Origin of the sequence: Streptomyces sp. NPDC059679, from assembly GCF_042734105.1 — a bacterium.
GTDB lineage: Bacteria > Actinomycetota > Actinomycetes > Streptomycetales > Streptomycetaceae > Streptomyces.
In genome coordinates this window covers 60,138-76,857 of record NZ_JBHWES010000052.1, presented here as the reverse complement: position 1 = coordinate 76,857, position 16,720 = coordinate 60,138, and the positions used below count along the sequence as shown (strand labels likewise).

General features: G+C 72.0%; 15 protein-coding genes and 1 riboswitch. Of the genes, 12 read left to right on the top strand and 3 right to left on the bottom strand.

Annotated elements, in window-relative coordinates:
• Nucleotides 1-8: 8 nt before the first annotated feature.
• The 5 genes from ACFV2X_RS39215 to ACFV2X_RS39195 all read left to right on the top strand — a co-directional run bounded on the left by ACFV2X_RS39215 (nt 9) and on the right by ACFV2X_RS39195 (nt 6,636).
• Entirely contained in the window at nt 9-818 is an 810-nt protein-coding gene (locus tag ACFV2X_RS39215; protein ID WP_385626031.1) for a c-type cytochrome, read from the top strand.
• Nucleotides 815-1,870 (top strand): Rieske 2Fe-2S domain-containing protein, encoded by a 1,056-nt coding sequence (locus ACFV2X_RS39210; protein ID WP_385626029.1) that lies wholly within the window; start codon nt 815-817, stop codon nt 1,868-1,870. Before ACFV2X_RS39215 ends, ACFV2X_RS39210 begins: the two co-directional genes overlap by 4 nt.
• Nucleotides 1,867-3,498: a cytochrome bc complex cytochrome b subunit gene (locus tag ACFV2X_RS39205; RefSeq protein WP_385626027.1), complete on the top strand. Its 1,632-nt coding sequence runs from the start codon at nt 1,867-1,869 to the stop codon at nt 3,496-3,498. Before ACFV2X_RS39210 ends, ACFV2X_RS39205 begins: the two co-directional genes overlap by 4 nt.
• A 240-nt stretch (nt 3,499-3,738) precedes the next feature.
• On the top strand, nt 3,739-4,812 hold the full coding sequence (gene trpD, locus ACFV2X_RS39200) for an anthranilate phosphoribosyltransferase (protein ID WP_385626026.1): 1,074 nt from the start codon (nt 3,739-3,741) through the stop codon (nt 4,810-4,812).
• A gap of 89 nt (nt 4,813-4,901) precedes the next feature.
• Nucleotides 4,902-5,019: riboswitch (SAM riboswitch) on the top strand.
• A gap of 201 nt (nt 5,020-5,220) precedes the next feature.
• Entirely contained in the window at nt 5,221-6,636 is a 1,416-nt protein-coding gene (locus tag ACFV2X_RS39195) for an aminotransferase class V-fold PLP-dependent enzyme (protein WP_385626025.1), read from the top strand.
• 16 nt (nt 6,637-6,652) lie between these two features.
• On the opposite strand, the gene ACFV2X_RS39190 is transcribed toward ACFV2X_RS39195, so the two are convergent.
• Together ACFV2X_RS39190 and ACFV2X_RS39185 are read right to left on the bottom strand one after the other, a co-directional pair.
• Nucleotides 6,653-6,934 carry an Lrp/AsnC ligand binding domain-containing protein gene (locus ACFV2X_RS39190; protein WP_089514181.1) on the bottom strand — a complete coding sequence of 94 codons (282 nt, stop codon included), beginning with the start codon at nt 6,932-6,934 and terminating at the stop codon, nt 6,653-6,655.
• Nucleotides 6,931-7,644 carry a rhomboid family intramembrane serine protease gene (locus ACFV2X_RS39185; protein WP_385626024.1) on the bottom strand — a complete coding sequence of 238 codons (714 nt, stop codon included), beginning with the start codon at nt 7,642-7,644 and terminating at the stop codon, nt 6,931-6,933. Before ACFV2X_RS39185 ends, ACFV2X_RS39190 begins: the two co-directional genes overlap by 4 nt.
• Before the next feature lie 172 nt (nt 7,645-7,816).
• Between ACFV2X_RS39185 and ACFV2X_RS39180 the strand changes: the two genes are divergently transcribed.
• The 5 genes from ACFV2X_RS39180 (at nt 7,817) to ACFV2X_RS39160 (ending at nt 13,377) form a co-directional block, all read left to right on the top strand.
• Nucleotides 7,817-8,062, top strand: coding sequence for a hypothetical protein (locus ACFV2X_RS39180; protein WP_385626022.1), 246 nt, complete (start codon nt 7,817-7,819; stop codon nt 8,060-8,062).
• A 17-nt stretch (nt 8,063-8,079) separates the two neighbouring features.
• On the top strand, nt 8,080-9,441 hold the full coding sequence (locus ACFV2X_RS39175) for an NYN domain-containing protein (RefSeq protein ID WP_385626021.1): 1,362 nt from the start codon (nt 8,080-8,082) through the stop codon (nt 9,439-9,441).
• Between the two features lie 304 nt (nt 9,442-9,745).
• Nucleotides 9,746-10,771 (top strand): NlpC/P60 family protein, encoded by a 1,026-nt coding sequence (locus ACFV2X_RS39170; protein WP_089514178.1) that lies wholly within the window; start codon nt 9,746-9,748, stop codon nt 10,769-10,771.
• 215 nt (nt 10,772-10,986) lie between these two features.
• On the top strand, nt 10,987-12,051 hold the full coding sequence (locus ACFV2X_RS39165) for an NlpC/P60 family protein (RefSeq protein ID WP_385626019.1): 1,065 nt from the start codon (nt 10,987-10,989) through the stop codon (nt 12,049-12,051).
• Nucleotides 12,052-12,096: 45 nt separating this feature from the next.
• Nucleotides 12,097-13,377 (top strand): hypothetical protein, encoded by a 1,281-nt coding sequence (locus ACFV2X_RS39160; RefSeq protein WP_385626018.1) that lies wholly within the window; start codon nt 12,097-12,099, stop codon nt 13,375-13,377.
• Here the strand turns inward: ACFV2X_RS39160 and ACFV2X_RS39155 are convergent.
• The gene (locus ACFV2X_RS39155; protein ID WP_385626017.1) at nt 13,374-13,922 is read right to left on the bottom strand and encodes a PadR family transcriptional regulator; all 549 of its coding nucleotides are present in this window, start codon (nt 13,920-13,922) and stop codon (nt 13,374-13,376) included. The genes ACFV2X_RS39160 and ACFV2X_RS39155 overlap by 4 nt on opposite strands.
• Before the next feature lie 97 nt (nt 13,923-14,019).
• On the opposite strand from ACFV2X_RS39155, the gene ACFV2X_RS39150 reads away from it, so the two are divergent.
• Both ACFV2X_RS39150 and ACFV2X_RS39145 read left to right on the top strand, forming a co-directional pair.
• The gene (locus tag ACFV2X_RS39150; protein ID WP_385626016.1) at nt 14,020-15,372 is read left to right on the top strand and encodes an MATE family efflux transporter; all 1,353 of its coding nucleotides are present in this window, start codon (nt 14,020-14,022) and stop codon (nt 15,370-15,372) included.
• 74 nt (nt 15,373-15,446) lie between these two features.
• On the top strand, nt 15,447-16,595 hold the full coding sequence (locus ACFV2X_RS39145) for a glycosyltransferase family 4 protein (RefSeq protein WP_385626015.1): 1,149 nt from the start codon (nt 15,447-15,449) through the stop codon (nt 16,593-16,595).
• Nucleotides 16,596-16,720: the final 125 nt, after the last annotated feature.

Here is a 16,720-nt window from a genome sequence, read left to right as displayed (position 1 = left end):
GGTAATCCGTGAAAAAGCTCTCCGCACGACGGCGCCATCCGCTGGCTGCGCTCGTCGTCCTACTCTTCGCGCTGGCGGTCACTGGGGGGCTGTACGCCGCGTTCTCGCCGAGCGAGGCGAAGGCCGATGACAGCTCCGCCCAGTCCCTCGCCATCGAGGAGGGCAAGAAGCTCTACGCCGTCGGCTGTGCCACCTGCCACGGCACCGGCGGTCAGGGCACGACCGACGGTCCGAGCCTGGTCGGCGTCGGCTCCGCCGCCGTGGACTTCCAGGTCAGCACCGGCCGTATGCCCGCGCAGCAGCCCGGCGCCCAGGTGCCGAAGAAGAAGAACATCTACTCGAACGCCCAGATCGAGCAGCTGTCCGCGTACATCGCCTCGCTCGGCCCCGGCCCGGTGACGCCGACCAAGGAGCAGTACAACCCGGCGGGCGCGGACATCGCCGAGGGCGGTGAGCTCTTCCGTACCAACTGCGCGCAGTGCCACAACTTCGTCGGCAAGGGCGGCGCCCTGACCAACGGCAAGTACGCGCCGTCCCTCGAGGGCATCTCCCCCAAGCACCTCTACGAGGCCATGCAGACGGGCCCGCAGAACATGCCCTCCTTCCCGGACACCGTGATGCCGGAGGAGAAGAAGAAGGCCATCATCGCCTACCTGGACACGGTCAACAGCGACAAGAGCAAGACCCCCGGCGGTATGGAGATCGGCGGCCTGGGCCCGGTCAGTGAGGGTCTGTTCGGCTGGGTCTTCGGTATGGGTGCCATGATCGTCCTGACCATCTGGGTCGCCGCCCGGACCGCAAAGGCCAAGAAGTCATGAGTAGCCACGACATTTCACAACCAGACGCCAACCTGCCACACGAGCAGGAAAAGGGCGGCGAGGTAGAGGCGGCCGGCAATCCGTTCGCCGACCCGGGTCTGCCCCCGCACGAGCACCGCCAGCAGGACATCGACGAGCGCGCCGCGAAGCGCTCCGAGCGCACGATCGCGCTGCTGTTCACGATCTCGATGCTGGCGACGATCGCCTTCATCGCCTCGTATGTGGCCTTCCCGGTCGACAAGATCATCTATGTCTTCCCGCTCGGCCACATCAGCGCGCTGAACTTCTCGCTCGGCCTGACCCTCGGCATCGCGCTGTTCACCATCGGCGCGGGCGCGGTCCACTGGGCCCGCACCCTGATGTCCGATGTGGAGGTCGCCGACGAGCGTCACCCGATCGAGGCCGCACCCGAGGTCAAGGCCAAGGTCCTGGAGGACTTCGCGGCCGGCGCCGCCGAGTCCGGCTTCGGCCGGCGCAAGCTGGCCCGGAACACCCTCTTCGGCGCGCTGACCCTGGTGCCGCTGGCCGGCCTGGTGCTGCTGCGCGACCTCGGCCCGCTGCCGCAGGACAAGCTCCGGCACACCAAGTGGGCCAAGGGCAAGCGCCTGATGAACTACAACACCATGCTGGCGCTGCGCCCCGAGGACATCGCGGTCGGTTCGCTCACCTTCGCCATGCCCGAGGGCATGAAGGAGTCGGACCACGACTTCCAGACGCAGATCGCCAAGGCGGCCCTGATGCTGGTCCGGCTGCAGCCGGAGAACATCAAGGACAAGCGCGAGCTGGACTGGTCGCACGACGGCATCGTCGCGTTCTCGAAGATCTGCACCCACGTCGGCTGCCCGATCAACCTGTACGAGCAGCAGACGCACCACGTCCTGTGCCCGTGCCACCAGTCGACGTTCGACCTCTCCGACGGTGGCCGCGTGATCTTCGGCCCGGCCGGGCACGCCCTGCCGCAGCTGCGGATCGGCGTCAACAAGGACGGTTACCTCGAAGCCAAGGGCGACTTCGCGGAGCCCGTCGGTCCTGCATTCTGGGAGCGCGGATGAGTACTGCAACTGAAACGCAGCGCGGCCGCAAGGCCCCCGCGGGCGAGCGCGTGGCCGACTGGGCCGACGGCCGACTGGGCGTCTACAGCCTGGCCAAGGCCAATATGCGCAAGATCTTCCCGGACCACTGGTCCTTCATGCTGGGTGAGGTCGCGCTCTACAGCTTCATCATCATCATCCTCACGGGTGTGTATCTGACGCTGTTCTTCCACCCCAGCATGGAAGAGGTCACGTACCACGGCCCGTACGTCCCGATGCAGGGCGTGCGGATGTCCGAGGCGTTCGCCTCGACGCTCGACATCAGCTTCGAGGTGCGCGGCGGTCTGCTGATCCGGCAGATCCACCACTGGGCCGCGCTGATCTTCCTCGCCGCGATGCTCGTGCACATGATGCGCGTGTTCTTCACCGGCGCGTTCCGCAAGCCGCGCGAGATCAACTGGCTCTTCGGCTTCCTGCTGTTCTTCCTCGGCATGCTGACCGGCTTCACCGGCTACTCGCTCCCCGACGACCTGCTCTCCGGCACCGGTCTGCGGTTCATCGAGGGTGTGTTCCTGTCGATCCCGGTCGTCGGCACCTACATCTCGATGTTCGTGTTCGGCGGCGAGTTCCCCGGAATGGACCTGATCCCCAGGCTCTACCCGGTCCACGTCCTGCTGCTGCCGGGCATCATGCTCGGCCTGCTGGTCGCGCACCTGATCCTGGTCTTCTACCACAAGCACACGCAGTACCCGGGCCCCGGCAAGACCGAGAAGAACGTGGTCGGCATGCCCCTGCTGCCGGTCTACATGGCCAAGGCGGGCGGCTTCTTCTTCCTGGTCTTCGGCGTGATCGCGATCCTCTCCGCGGTCGCCACGATCAACCCGATCTGGGCCATCGGACCGTACCGGCCGGACCAGGTGTCCACCGGCGCCCAGCCCGACTGGTACATGGGCTTCGCCGAGGGTCTGGTCCGAGTGATGCCCGGCTGGGAGATCAACGCCTGGGGCCACACACTCGTCCTGGGCGTGTTCATCCCGATCGTGCTCTTCCCGCTGGTCCTCTTCGCGATCGGGGTCTACCCCTTCATCGAGTCCTGGATCACCGGCGACAAGCGCGAGCACCACATCCTGGACCGCCCGCGCAACGTCCCGACCCGGACCGCCTTCGGTGTCGCCTGGCTGACCGCCTACCTGGTGATGCTGGTCGGTGGTGGAAACGACCTGTGGGCCACCCACTTCCACCTGTCGATCAACTCGATCACCTGGTTCGTCCGGATCGGCTTCTTCGCCGGACCGGTGCTGGCCTTCATCGTCACCAAGCGGATCTGCCTGGGTCTGCAACGGCGCGACAAGGACAAGGTGCTGCACGGCCGCGAGACCGGCATCATCAAGCGGCTGCCACACGGCGAGTTCATCGAGGTGCACGAGCCGCTGTCGCAGGAGGACCTGCACAAGCTCACCCAGCATGAGCAGCCCAAGCCGTACGAGGTCGGCCCCGCGGTGGACGAGAACGGTGTCCGCCGGAAGATAAAGGGTTCGCAGAAGCTCCGGGCCAAGCTGTCCAAGGGCTACTACGGCGAGGACAACGTGATCCCCAAGCCGACCACCGAGGAGTACAAGGAGATCACCAGCGGCCACGGCCACCACTGATCTCTGAGCGAACACCTCAGCTGTACGCCACACACCAGGGCCCCGGCCCGGACCACACGGTCCGGCCCGGGGCCCTGGGCCGTGCAGGGCCCCGGGCTTCCTGACGGGCCCGCGGGCTGTCCGGGACCCGGGCACGGGACCGCGTGCCCCGCCCGCGCCGATAGGCTTGCCAGGGGCCAGCCGCTGCACAGCTGAACTGCGCGGACCCATCCCTGCCCAGCCGAGATCCAGGAGCGGACCATGGACGTTGTGACCCCAGCCGGAGGCGACAACCGCGCGACGGCCCGCACCTGGCCGGACGTACTCGACTCGCTGCTGCTCGGCCACGACCTCACCGCCGACGACACCGCCTGGGTCATGGACCGGATCATGCGCGGCGAGGCCAGCGACGCACAGATCGCCGGTTTCGCGGTCGCGCTGCGCGCCAAGGGCGCGACCGTGGCGGAGGTGTCCGGTCTGGTCCGCACGATGTACGAGCACGCGAACGTGATCGAGGTCCCCGGGGAGACGGTCGACATCGTCGGCACCGGAGGCGACCGGGCCAAGACCGTCAACATCTCCACCATGTCGGCCCTCGTGGTGGCGGGCGCCGGAGCGAAGGTCGTCAAGCACGGCAACCGCGCCGCGTCCTCCGCCAGCGGCTCCTCCGACGTCCTCGCCAAGCTCGGCGTCAACCTGGACCTGAGCCCGCGGCGGGTGGCCGAGGTGGCGGAAGAAGCCGGCATCACCTTCTGCTTCGCAGTGAAGTTCCACCCCTCGCTGCGCCATGTCGGCACCGCGCGCAGCGAACTCGGCATCGCCACCATCTTCAACTTCCTCGGCCCGCTCACCAACCCGGCCCGAGTACGCGCCCAGGCCACCGGGGTCGCGGACGCCCGGATGGCGCCCATCATGGCCGGTGTGCTCGCCGAGCGCGGCACCTCCGCGCTGGTCGTCCGCGGCGACGACGGCCTCGACGAGCTGACCGTCACCTCGACCTCCCAGGTATGGGTGGTCGAGGGCGGCACCGTACGCCAGGAGACCTTCGACCCGCGCGACGTCGGCATCGGCCTCGTCCCGGTGGACGCCCTGCGCGGCGCCGACCCCTCGTACAACGCGGACGTCGCCCGGCGCCTCCTGGCCGGGGAACGCGGCCCGGTCCGCGACGCGGTACTGCTCAACTCGGCGGCCGCCCTGGTCGCCCTGGAGGGCGGCCCGGGCGGCAAGCCCCTCGCGGAGCGCATCGCGGCGGGCATGGAGAAGGCAGCCGAATCCATCGACTCGGGCGCGGCCCGGGCCTCGCTGGAACGCTGGGTACTGGCCACGAACGCGTAGCCCCGATTCTCGAGAGGCCCCACGGGACCCCTGTCCGTATCGCGGACAGGGGTCCCGGTTGGTGACGGGGCGTGGCATACTCCTGCGCAGGTCACGAGTGACAGCGACTACGGCCCCGGCCCGCTGTCCGGCAACCCTCCGTCCGTGGCGGGGTGCCCCGGGTGATGACCAGGTCGCAGGCAACGAGGTCTGCGGCAAGCGCGGACCCCTCGCGGAACCCAGGGGTCCTGGTTGTCGAGGGAGTTCTTCCGTGATGCAGCGAATGCGCTAGGGCCGATGGCCCCTTTTCCCCTCATTTCGCACGGTCCTGTTCCGTGCGGTGAGTTTCTTCTCCACGTGCCCGGCGGTGGGCTGCCGCCTGCCCGCGCGTGACGCATTCACCTCTTCGTCCTCCCGGGAGACTTCGCCATGTCCGCGACCGCTGCTGCCTCCGACACCGCTTCCACCTCCGCCGCCACCACTTCCCCGCTGCCCGTCCTCGGCCGCGATGTCCTCGTCCCGCTCGTGACCGGCGGCGAGGTCAGCTACGCCGCGCTGGACTACGCCGCCAGCGCCCCCGCCCTGCAGCGGGTGTGGGACGACATCGCGGCCTACGCCCCGTACTACGGCAGCGTGCACCGCGGGGCCGGGTATCTCTCACAGCTGTCCACCGATCTGTTCGAGAACAGCCGCAGGGATGTCGCCGCCTTCCTGGGCTGCCGCCCCGACGACCAGGTGATCTTCACCCGGGCCACCACCGACTCGCTCAACCTCCTCGCCGCCGCCCTCCCTGAGGGCACCCGGGTGTTCGTGTTCGAGACGGAGCACCACGCCTCGCTGCTGCCGTGGCAGCAGCGAGAGGACGTCGAGGTCGGCTATCTGAGCGCGCCGCGCTCCCCGAGGCAGGCCGTTGACACGCTGGAGCGGGCGCTGGCCGGCTGGCGGGCGAAGGAGCAGGCGGCGGACGGGGCCACGGGGGGTGCCGCGCTGGTGTGTGTGACCGGTGCTTCGAATGTGACCGGTGAGCTGTGGCCGGTGCGGGAGCTGGCGGAGGTGGCCCATGCGTACGGCGCCCGGATCGTGCTGGACGCCGCGCAGCTGGCCCCGCATCACCCCGTGGACATCGCGGCCTTGGACGTCGACTGGGTCGCGTTCTCCGGGCACAAGCTGTACGCGCCCTTCGGGGCCGGGGTGCTGGCGGGGCGGGCGGACTGGCTGCGGAAGGCCCGGCCGTATCTGGCGGGCGGGGGCGCCAGCCGCAAGGTGGCCCGTAAGGATCACGGTGGGGTGGACGTGGAGTGGCACACCACCGAGGCCCGGCACGAGGCGGGTTCGCCGAACGTCATCGGGGCGTACGCGATCGCCTCGGCCTGCAAGGCGCTGACCGATGCCGGGTTCGAGTCCCTGGTGGCGCGGGAGCGGGAGCTGATCGGCAAGGTCCGCGCGGGGCTGGCTGAGGTGCCCGAGGTGCGGGTGTTGTCGCTGTTCGGGGATGACGCGCCCCGGGTGGGCGTCATCTCGTTCGTCGTGGAGGGCTGGAACAGCTCGCATTTCGCGGCCGCGCTCTCCGCGGAGTACGGCATCGGCGTACGCGACGGCCTGTTCTGCGCGCATCCCCTGGTGCGCACGCTGCTGGGCGGCGAGCCCGGGGAGGCGGGCGAGTGCGGGGCCCCGGAGGCCGCGCCGGGGGAGCGGTCGCTGAACGCGATCCGGGTCAGCTTTGGCGCGGGCACCCCGGACGAGCACGTCGAGCGGTTCGTCGGCGCGGTGAAGGAGCTGGTCCGGGACGGTGCGAAGTGGAGCTACCGCACCGAGGACGGGCGCTGCGTCCCGGACCGCGGATGACGTCCCGCGAGAGGGCTCAGCCGTCGAGGCCGATCGCGAAGGCGGCCTCGAGGTCGTGCTGGGAGTAGGTGCGGAAGGCGATATGGGTCTCGGTGGAGGCCACGCCCGGCACCTTGCTGATCCGGCCCGGGATGACGTCCGCGAGGTCGTCGTGCCGGGCCACCCGCACCATCGCGATCAGATCGTGTGCTCCGGTGACCGAGTAGACCTCGCTCACACCGTCGAGCGCGGCGATCTGCTCGGCGATCTCGGGGATCTGGTCCACGCTGGTCTTGATGAGCACGATCGAAGTGATCACGGCTGGCTTTCTCCCTCGCTGGACCTGACTGCCCTGCTCACTCTAGTCGTCCGCCCGAAGCGGGCCCACGCGTAGAGGAACCCGAGGCTGAACCCCACGAGGTGGGCGAGGTAGGCGACGCCGGGGCGGTCGTCGGCCCCGCGGGCTGCCAGCCACTGCAGCGCGAACCAGAAGATCAGCACCACCCAGGCGGGGAAGCGCAGCGGCAGGAAGAACAGAAACGGGAAGAGACTGGTCACCCGGGCCCGGGGAAACAGCCACAGAAAGGCGCCCAGGACCCCGGAGATGGACCCGGAGGCGCCGACCAGGGTCTGGGTGGAGCCGGCATGCGCCGCGGCGTAACCGAGCAGCGCCAGATAGCCGGTGGCGAGGTAGAAGAGCGCGAACTGGATCCGCCCCATGCGCTCCTCGGCCATCGCCCCGAAGACGTAGAGAAACAGCATGTTGCCGAGCAGGTGCAGCCAGTTGCCGTGGACGAACAGTGCGGACAGCGGGGTCAGCGGCTCGGCGGGCGCGCCGCTCCACAGCGCGCTGGGCACCACCCCCCACCGTTCGAAGTAGCCCGTCTGGGCCCGTAGCAGCTCGCCTCCCGTGCCGTAGCCGGGGTTGAGGCCGGAGGCCGGTCCGTAGGCGAAGATCAGGCAACAGGACGCGATGAGGGCGTAAGTCATCAGGGGGCGGCGGCCGGGCCCCTCCGACGTCTCGATCATGGGCAGATCATCGCGTACCGGGCTCAACCTGCCCAGAGTGCCTCGCCGCCGCGGGGGTGGGTCCGGGGAGCGCACCGGCCCCGGCGCGGGGCGGGGCTCAGGCCGTAGGGTTACAGCACGCCGAGTGCCACAGTGGAATCAAGGCGACCCAGACGATGAGGACGATGACGCCATGGCCGTGCCCTTGCCGACAGCCGAGACTCGCTGGCGCTGCACCCTGTGCGGCAACCTGACGCGGTTCGATGTGACGCGTTCGACGAAGGCTGTCGAGTACGTCCATCTCGACCTGGGCGGGGAGCCGAGGATCGAGGAGCGCGAGGTGGTCAGTGAGACCATTGAGTCGGTGCGCTGCCGCTGGTGCAACGCGGTCGACCAGATCGAGCTGGTCGACCGTCCGGGCGCGAGCACGAGCGCCTGAGAACGGAGCGATGACAGGTGGTGGAGCGGACGGGCGACCCCGCGTCGGCCGGTGACGCCGAGGGCGTCGCCGAGGCGCTCGACCGCCCCCTGCCGGAGGGGGTCAGGCGCCGGGTCGTGGCCTTGGTGGCGGATGCCTTCGGAGGGCTGACGGTCACCGAGCTGCCCGCCCAGTTGCGGCAGTACGCCCGCTTCACCCCGACCCGCCGGGCGAAGTTCGCGGGCAATGCGATGGCCGCCGCCGTGGAGTCCGATCCGGTCTTCCGGCAGCGGATCGCGGCGCGGCTGCGGGAGACGCAGCAGGAGCTCGCCGAGGCCATCGAGGGCGGTTCGCCGCCGGCCGCCGCCGATCCGGAGGACGTCGCGGCGCTGGCCTATGTGCTGCGGCCGGCCGGCTGGGTCAAGCTGGTCGAGGCCGCGGGCGAGGAGGCGCAGCGGGCCTCCGCCGAGCGGGCCGGCGAGGAGGCGGAGCGCGAACTGCGGCGGCTGCGCGAGGAGCTGGCCGAGGCGAGGGCGGCGGCGCGTACGGAGGCCGAGCGGTCCCGCGGCGAGCTGGAGGCGGCCCGTAAGGAGTCGGACGCGCTGCACCGGAAGCTGCGCAGCGCGCTCAGCGACGTCAAGCGCGGCGAGGCGGCGCTGCGCAAGGCCGCCTCCGAGCTGGAGTCCGTACGGTCGGCGGCCGCGGTGCGGCAGGCCACGGCGGAGGGCGAGGCGCGGCGGCTGCGGGCCCGGCTCGCGGAGACGGAGTCGGCGCTGGAGGCCAGCCGCCGGGCGGCCCGCGAGGGGCGCAGCGTCGAGGACATGCGGGTGCGGCTGCTGCTGGACACGGTGCTGGAAGCGGCGCAGGGGCTGCGGCGCGAACTGGCGCTGCCGCCCGCGTCGCTGCGCCCGGCGGACGCGGTGGACGCGGTGCAGCCGGGCAAGATGACGCCGCGGGACATAGCGACCAGGGCGCTGTCGGAGATGGACCCCGCGCTGCTGGACCAGCTCCTGGCGCTGCCCCAGGCCCATTTGGTGGTGGACGGCTACAACGTCACCAAGACCGGCTATCCGACGATGCCGCTGGACAAGCAGCGGCTGCGGCTGTTGGGCGGTCTCGCGGTGCTGGCGGCCCAGTCCGGCGCCGAGATGACCTGTGTCTTCGACGGGGCGGAGCTGGCGGCGCCGGTGCTGCTGGCGCCGCCGCGCGGGGTGAGGGTGCTGTTCAGCAAGCCGGGGGTGACCGCGGACGAGCTGATCAGGCAGCTGGTGCGGGCCGAGCCGCCGGGCCGGCCGGTGGTCGTGGTCTCGACGGACCGCGAGGTGGCCGACGGGGTGGCCAAGGCCGGGGCACGGCCGGTCTCGTCCGCGCTGTTGCTCAAGCGACTCGCGCGTACTTAAGTGATTCCGTACGACGCGTCGGGCGGCGCTCGTATGGCCGTTGTCGCCTGCGGAGCGTCAACCGACCGTTACGGTATGTGTGATGTTTGTAAAAGATGCGCTCGAAGACCGACTTTTTTGTCGGTGGGATTTGAACGGATCACGACGAGGTCACTAAGGTCGGCTCGAACCTCCGCGCGGTTGATCATCCATCGGGGATGTCAGCGGGGGTACCGCCGAGTCCGCGTGCGCTGCATTCCGCGGAGCCGGGGTCTTGACCCCCACTCACCCGGTAGGCGGCTCGAGGAAGAAGGAGCTCGCCCCCGTGGCGTCCCACCGTCGACCCAAGCAGCCGAGCCGCACTCGGGTAACCGTCCTCACCGCGACCGCCGCCGCGGCCGTCGCCCTCACCTCCCAGGCCGCACAGGCCGCGCCCAAGGCGGACAAGAAGGACGTCAAGGAGCAGGTCGACAAGCTCTACGAGGAGGCGGAGGGGGCGACCGAGAAGTACAACGGCGCCAAGGAGAAGAAGGAAAAGCTGGAGAAGCAGGTCGGCGAGCTCCAGGACAAGGTGGCCCGCGGCCAGGAGGATCTGAACAAGCTCCGCAACGGCCTCGGTTCGATGGCCACCGCCCAGTACCGCTCCGGCGGCATCGACCCCTCCGTGCAGCTGCTGCTCTCCTCCGACCCGGACACCTACCTCGACAAGGCCTCCACGCTCAGCCAGTTGAGCGGCAAGCAGGCCGAGTCGCTGCGCAAGATCGCCGACAAGCAGCGCACGCTCAAGCAGCAGCGCCAAGAGGCGTCCACGAAGCTGCAGGACCTCGAGGACACCCGTAAGGCGCTGGGTGAGAAGAAGAAGGAGATCCAGGGCAAGCTCTCCAAGGCCCAGCAGCTCCTGAACACCCTCACCGCCCAGGAGCGGGCCGCGCTCGCCGCCAAGGAGCAGGAGCGCGCCAACCGTTCCAACGAGCGGGTCGACCTCGGCAACGACGTGCCCGACTCGCAGCGTGCCGCCGCCGCGCTGGCCGCCGCCAAGACGAAGATCGGCGCGCCGTATGTGTGGGCCGCGACCGGACCGTCCTCCTTCGACTGCTCCGGCCTCACCGGCTGGGCGTACAAGCAGGCCGGCGTCTCCCTGCCGCGTATCTCGCAGGACCAGGCCAACGCCGGCACCCGCATAAGCCGCAGCCAGCTCAAGCCGGGCGACCTGGTGCTCTTCTACAGCGACCTGCACCACATAGGGCTGTACGCGGGCAACGGCCAGGTGCTGCACGCCCCCAAGCCCGGGGCGAATGTGCGCTACGAGTCGATGGACAACATGCCGTTCATGTTCGGCGTCCGGGTCTGATCCCCGCCGTACCCGAACCGTCCGTTCGGGGGAATTCGGGGAAGCCCGACAACTTCCGCTGAGCGTCCGCCCCGCCGGTGACCTGCGTCTCCGGCGGGGCGTCGCCTTGTGTACCCGCCACGCTTCTTGGACCGTGCGTGTTCGTACGGCTACTGTCTGCGCGCAGTTCCGACATAGCGGACTTCCCGATACAGCGGAAGGGAGTGCGGCTTCCCATGGCGTCTTGTCGCCGTTCCCCTCGGTCCGGTTCCTCTCGGTCCGGTTCCCTGACCGTGCTGGCCGCCGCCTCGGCCGCCGTGGCCTCGGCGGCCGCGCTGTCGGCGGTGCCGGCCAGCGCCGAGCCGCACGACCCCGCCTCGGACACCGCGGCTCCGCATGCCGCAGCTCCGCACGCCACCGTCCGCGCGGTGGAGCTGCTGTACGCGCAGGCGGAGCGGGCGACCGAGCGCTACAACGCGGCCGAGGCGCACGCCCGAGGGCTGCGCCGCCAGGTCGACCAGCTCCAGGACCGCGTCGCCCGCGGCCAGGAGCGGCTGAACCGGATGCGGGTGGCGCTCGGCGCCCTCGCGGGCGGGCAGTACCGGTCCGGCGGGGTCGACCCCGGCCTCGCGCTGATCCTCTCCGAGGACCCCGCCAACTACCTCGACAAGGCCGCCACCCTCCAGCGGATCGGCAAGCGGCAGGCCGGGCAGCTACGGGTCTTCGAGAGCGCCCAGCGGACGCTGCGCCAGCAGCGCGCGGAGGCGGCGGCCAGGCTCGCCCGGCTGGAGCACAGCCGCAAGGTCGTCATCCGCCACAAGCGGGCCGTACGGCACAAGCTCGCCACGGCGCGCCGGCTGTTCAACGCCCTGCCGGCCGCCCAGCGCGCGGCCTATCTGCAGGGCTCGTCCGCGATGTCCGGGGCGGTGGGCGTGCCCGAGCTGCCGCCGTCCTCGCCGCGCGCCGCCGCCGCGCTCGAGGCCGCGCGCCGTGCGGTGGGCCAGCCGTACGCGTGGGGGCAGGCCGGGCCCACCGCCTTCGACTGCTCCGGGCTGACCCAGTGGGCGTACGGGCGGGCCGGGGTGGCGATCCCGCGCACCTCGCAGCAGCAGGCGTCCGCCGGACACCCGGTGTCGCTGAGCCATATCCGCCCCGGCGATCTGGTGGTCTACCGCTCCGACGCGGGCCACGTCGGGATGTACGCGGGCAACGGCCAGGTGATCCACGCGCCCCACCCGGGGGCGCGGGTGCGCTACGACCCGGTCGGGATGATGCCGATTTCGGCCATCACACGTGTCTGATTAGCGCACCTGATTACGAACCGCGAGCCTCGTACGATCTACGACGTGGCGGGTAGACGGTGGGCCGGGCGGCGTTCCGGGCGATGGGCGGCGCTGTGCCTGGCCGCGCTGTGCGCCCTGGTGGCCGCCGCGCTCACCGGCTGCGGCACCGCCCAGGGCCCCGACGACCCCGCGGGGCGGGACGGGCGGGCCGTCCAGCAGCTGCTCGACCGGCGGGCCGCGGCGGTCCGGGAGCGCGACGCGAGCGCCTTCCTCGCCACCGTCGACCGGCGCTCCGCCCGCTATCTGGCCGAGCAGCGCCGGATGTTTGCTCACCTGGCCGCCGTACCGGTGCGCTCCTGGACCTACCACCTGGTGGACACCGGCGGCTTCGACCCCGCGCTGGGCGAGGGCCGCCGCCTCGCCGCCCAGGTCGAGCTGCGCTACCGGCTCTCCGGATACGACACCGCGCCGGTCGTCGCCGAGGAGTATCTGACCCTCGCCCAGCGGAACGGGCACTGGTACGTGGCCTCCGACGACGGCGAGGAGGACGGCCGGCGCACCTCCGTGCAGCTGTGGGACCAGGGCGCGGTGACCGCCGTACGCGGCGCGCACAGCCTCGTCCTCGGCGTGGGCCAGGACCGGCGGCGGCTGCGCGAACTGGCGGACGGCGCGGACCGGGCGGTGGCCGCCCTGCGGAAGGCATGGCCGCACCCCTGGGCCGGGCGGGTGGTGGTGCAGGTCCCCGCCTCCCTCGACCGGATGGCCGCCCTGCTGGGCTCGTCCGCGAGCGGCTACCGCGGTATCGCGGCCGTCACCACCGGCGAGGCGGGGGGCGGCCACCGCGCCGCCGCCGACCGCGTCATCGTCAACCCCGAGGCGTACCAGGTCCTCGGCGACTTCGGCCGGCGCGTCGTGATCACCCACGAGACGGCCCATGTGGCCACCCGCACCGCCACCAGCCCCGCCACCCCGATGTGGCTCTCCGAGGGCTTCGCCGACTGGACGGGCTACCTCGGCACCGGCCGCACCCCCCGCGAGGTGGCCCCCGAACTGGCCCGCTCCGTCGCGTCCGGCCGCATCCCGGACGCCCTCCCGGACGACAAGGCCTTCGGCTTCGGCGGCAGCGCGGACGTGTTGTCCCGGGCGTACGAGGAGGGCTGGCTGGCCTGCCGTCTGATCGCGGAGAAGTGGGGCCAGGGGAAGCTGGTCGAGTTCTACCGCGCGGTGGGCGGGAGCCCGGGCCGCAAGGGGGCGGTGGAGTCCGCGCTGCACGAGGTGCTGGGCACGAACCTGGCCGAGTTCACCGACCTTTGGCGCAAGTACCTGATCGCTCAGTTCGATTAAGGGGTTCGGCTAGCGGGCCGGCCCGTCTCCAGCTGGTCCAGCGCGTCCGCGAGCCACCGCCGCTCCTCCGCGGTGGTCGCGCGGGCGATCCGCAGCATCCCCTCGCGGAAGACGTCCCCGGCCCGCTCCGCGCGCACCGGCTCGCCGCCCTCGTAGAAGAAGCTCGACGGGGTGTCCAGGAACGCCTGGCGGCGCCGCAGCACGGCCGCCTGCTCGGCCGGGTCCGGCAGTTGGCGGAGGAACGCGAGCAGCGTGAAGAACCGCTGGCCGTCGGTGATCTCCACGTCCTTGGGCGTACGCAGCCGGGCCAGCAGCTCGGCGCGGCCCGCGTCGGTGAGGGACAGCACCCGGCGCGGGGCGGCGCTCGCGCCCGGTTCGGTGCGCTGGTCCAGCAGACCGGCCTTCGTCAGCCGGGTGATCGCCGGGTAGAGCGCGCCGTCGCTCACCGGGCGGACATGGCCGCTCAGGGCCTTGATGCGCTCCTTGAGCTCGTAGCCGTGCAGCGGCTGGTCGTACAGGAAGCCGAGGATCGACAGCTCAAGCACCTTGGGTGACGTCCTTTCACTTGCCCACTCGCTTGCGTCATGGTACCTCTCATCGCGGTACCTCGATTAGAGGTACGTGGCGCTGAGAGGGGACGTAGTGTCGCTGCCCAGGGAACACCGCCGCAGACTCGTGGGCCTGGCGTGCCCGGTCTACGGCGAGCTGCTGGCCGGTGTGGTCGCCGGGATCGTCAACATGGTGTGGGTGGCCCGCCTCGGCGGACCGGCCGTCGCCGCCGTGGCCGTGGCCACCAACGTCGAGAACCTGGCCCTCGGCCTGATCCTGATGGCCGGCGGCGGCACCACCGTCCTGGTCGCCCGTGCCCGTGGCGCGGGCGACCAGGCGGCCCTGCGCACCGCCGTACGCGGCGGCTGGGCGCTCTGCGCGCTGCTCATCCCGCCCGTCGCGGTCGGCGGCTGGGCGCTGCGCGAGCCCCTGGCCCGTCTGTTGCTCGGCGGCGCGGACGGGGCAGCCCTCCGCCTCGCCGTCGGCTACTTCGCCGTCTCCCTGCCCGGCCTCGCGGTCTTCTTCGCGCAGAACCTCCTCGACGGCGTCCTCAAAGGCGCCGGGGACACCCGCACCCCCATGCGCCTCGCCCTCCTCGCCAACGCGCTGATCCTCGTCCTCGACCCGCTGTTCGTCTTCGGGCTCTGCGGGCTGCCCCGGCTCGGCGTGACCGGCGCCGCCTGGGCCACCGTCGCCGGGCGCTCGGCCGCCCTGGCCGCCGGACTGGTGGCGCTGCGCCAGGCCGCCGCGGCCCGCCCCGCCGGGCGCACCCTGAGCGGCTGCTTCGCCGCCCTGCGCGCCACCGCGGCCACCGGGCTGCCGATGGCCGCCGACTTCACGGCCCGGATGGCCGGTTCCCTGCTGCTGGTGGCCGTCGTGGCGCGGATCGGGGTGGCGTCCGTCGCCGCGTACGCCATCGCCACCAAGGCGATGTACGTGGCGACCATGTCCTTCTACGCGGTACGGCAGGCCGCCGCCATCCACACCGCCCACAACCTCGGCGCCGGCCGCGACCAGCGGGCCGCCATCGCCCGCCAGGCCGCGCTGCTCGGCGCCGCGCTCGGCGCGCTCGCCGCCCTGGTGCTGCTGGCCGCCGCGCCATGGGTGATGCGGGCGTTCGGCGCGCGGCCGGACGTCGCCGCGGCCGGTACGGCGTTTCTGCGCTGCGTGGGCCCGTATCTGGCGCTGCTGGGCTGCTTCATCGCGCTCGGCGGCGTGTTCGAGGGGGCCGGGGGCAGCCCGCTGATGCTGCGCGTCACCCTCGCCGGTACGGCCGTCCAACTGCCGCTGGCCTACGGCCTGTCCGGCCTCGGGCTGCCCGGGGTGTGCGCGGCCATGGCCGTGGCCGCGGCCCTCCAGTGCCTGGTCGTGCTCGCCCTCTCCCGCCGCTTCGCCCTGCCACGGGCCCCCGCCCGCCGGGCCGCGGAACGGGTCGGGGCGCCCTGACGGAGCCCGGCGCCCGCACCCGGTAGTGTCGGCGGGGCCGGTAGTGTCGGCGGGGCCGGTAGTGTCGGCAGGAAATGGACAAAACCCTGATCGTCACCAACGACTTCCCGCCCCGGCCCGGCGGCATCCAGGCGTTCCTGCACAACATCGCGCTGCGCCTGGACCCGCAGCGGGTTGTCGTCTACGCCTCCACCTGGAAGCGCGGCCGGGAGGGTGCCGAGGCAACGGCCCGGTTCGACGCCGAGCAGCCGTTCCGCGTCGTACGGGACCGTACGACCATGCTGCTGCCCACCCCGCGGGTGACCCGGCGCGCCACCGAGCTGCTGCGCGCGCACGGCTGCACCGCGGTGTGGTTCGGGGCCGCCGCCCCGCTCGGGCTGATGGCTCCGGCGCTGCGCGCGGCGGGCGCCCGGCGGCTGGTGGCGACCACCCACGGGCACGAGGCCGCCTGGGCCCAGCTCCCCGCCTCCCGCGGGCTGCTGCGCCGGATCGGTCAGTCCACCGACACCTTCACCTACCTCGGCGAGTACACCCGCTCGCGGATCGCCGCCGCGATCGGGCCCGAGGCCGCGGCGCGCATGGTCCAACTGACGCCCGGCGTGGACGAGAAGAGCTTCCACTCCGGCTCGGGCGGCGCCGAGGTCCGGGCCAGGCTCGGGCTCGCCGACCGCCCCGTCGTCGTCTGTGTCTCCCGGCTGGTGCCGCGCAAGGGACAGGACACCCTCATCCAGGCCATGCCGCGGATCCTGGCGGAGGTCCCGGACGCCGTGCTGCTGATCGTCGGCGGCGGCCCGTACGCCAAGGAGCTGCACCGGCTGGCCGAGACGACCGGCGTCGCCGACTCCGTACGCTTCACCGGCGCGGTCCCCTGGGAGGAGCTGCCCGCCCACTACGGCGCGGGCGACGTGTTCGCCATGCCCTGCCGCACCCGGCGCGGCGGCCTGGACGTCGAGGGCCTGGGCATCGTCTACCTGGAGGCATCCGCGACCGGCCTGCCCGTCGTCGCCGGGGACTCCGGCGGCGCGCCGGACGCGGTCCTGGAGGGCGAGACGGGCTGGGTGGTGCGGGGCGGCTCCGCCGAGCAGGCGGCCGAGCGGATCGTCGCGCTGCTCCAGGACCCCGAGCTGCGGCGGCGGATGGGGGAGCGGGGGCGCGCCTGGGTGGAGGAGCGCTGGCGCTGGGACCTGCTCGCCGAACGGCTGGAGGGCCTGCTCCAGGGCTGATTCAGCTGACGCGGCGGTGGGGGGCCGGGGCGGAGGACGGCCCCGCGGCCCCCCCCCCCCCCCCCGCCCCGCCGCCGGGGGCCCGCGCCGCCCCCCCCCCCCCCCCCGCGCAGAGCACCCCCCCC

What these genes read in the sequence shown, in the direction of transcription:
- ACFV2X_RS39210 (WP_385626029.1), top strand. Translation starts at nt 815, where the DNA reads ATGAGTAGCCACGACATTTCACAACCAGACGCCAACCTGCCACACGAG.
- ACFV2X_RS39205 (WP_385626027.1), top strand. Translation starts at nt 1,867, where the DNA reads ATGAGTACTGCAACTGAAACGCAGCGCGGCCGCAAGGCCCCCGCGGGC.
- trpD (WP_385626026.1), top strand. Translation starts at nt 3,739, where the DNA reads ATGGACGTTGTGACCCCAGCCGGAGGCGACAACCGCGCGACGGCCCGC.
- ACFV2X_RS39195 (WP_385626025.1), top strand. Translation starts at nt 5,221, where the DNA reads ATGTCCGCGACCGCTGCTGCCTCCGACACCGCTTCCACCTCCGCCGCC.
- ACFV2X_RS39185 (WP_385626024.1), bottom strand. Translation starts at nt 7,644, where the DNA reads ATGATCGAGACGTCGGAGGGGCCCGGCCGCCGCCCCCTGATGACTTAC.
- ACFV2X_RS39180 (WP_385626022.1), top strand. Translation starts at nt 7,817, where the DNA reads ATGGCCGTGCCCTTGCCGACAGCCGAGACTCGCTGGCGCTGCACCCTG.
- ACFV2X_RS39165 (WP_385626019.1), top strand. Translation starts at nt 10,987, where the DNA reads ATGGCGTCTTGTCGCCGTTCCCCTCGGTCCGGTTCCTCTCGGTCCGGT.
- ACFV2X_RS39145 (WP_385626015.1), top strand. Translation starts at nt 15,447, where the DNA reads ATGGACAAAACCCTGATCGTCACCAACGACTTCCCGCCCCGGCCCGGC.